This window comes from Janthinobacterium sp. FT14W, assembly GCF_009208755.1.
Taxonomy (GTDB): Bacteria; Pseudomonadota; Gammaproteobacteria; order Burkholderiales; family Burkholderiaceae_D; genus Janthinobacterium; species Janthinobacterium violaceinigrum.
Window position 1 is genome coordinate 1 of the sequence record NZ_WFLL01000197.1, and the last position, 220, is coordinate 220.

Consider the following 220-nt stretch of genomic DNA (forward strand, 5'->3'; position numbering starts at 1 on the left):
TGTCGCCGCCGCTGTTGTCCAGGTTTGCCACCTGCAGGGCCAGCTGGCCCCCGCTCAATTGTCCCTTGCCCGTGTTCACCAGCGCCTGCGCGTTGCCCGCATTGGCCGTGATCGACAGCAGGCCCGGCGTGCTTACCACCGCGCCGGTCGTGCTGATGTTGCCGGCACTCGCCGTCAAGGCGATGTTGGCCGCGCCCGTCTGGCTGCCGCTCAAGTCCAG

1 protein-coding gene is annotated in these 220 nt (G+C 68.6%); it reads right to left on the bottom strand.

The features are described 5' to 3' along the window. Positions 1-220, bottom strand: a 220-nt coding sequence (locus tag GCN74_RS29115) for a hypothetical protein (RefSeq protein ID WP_193317322.1), incomplete at both ends; no start/stop codon positions are given.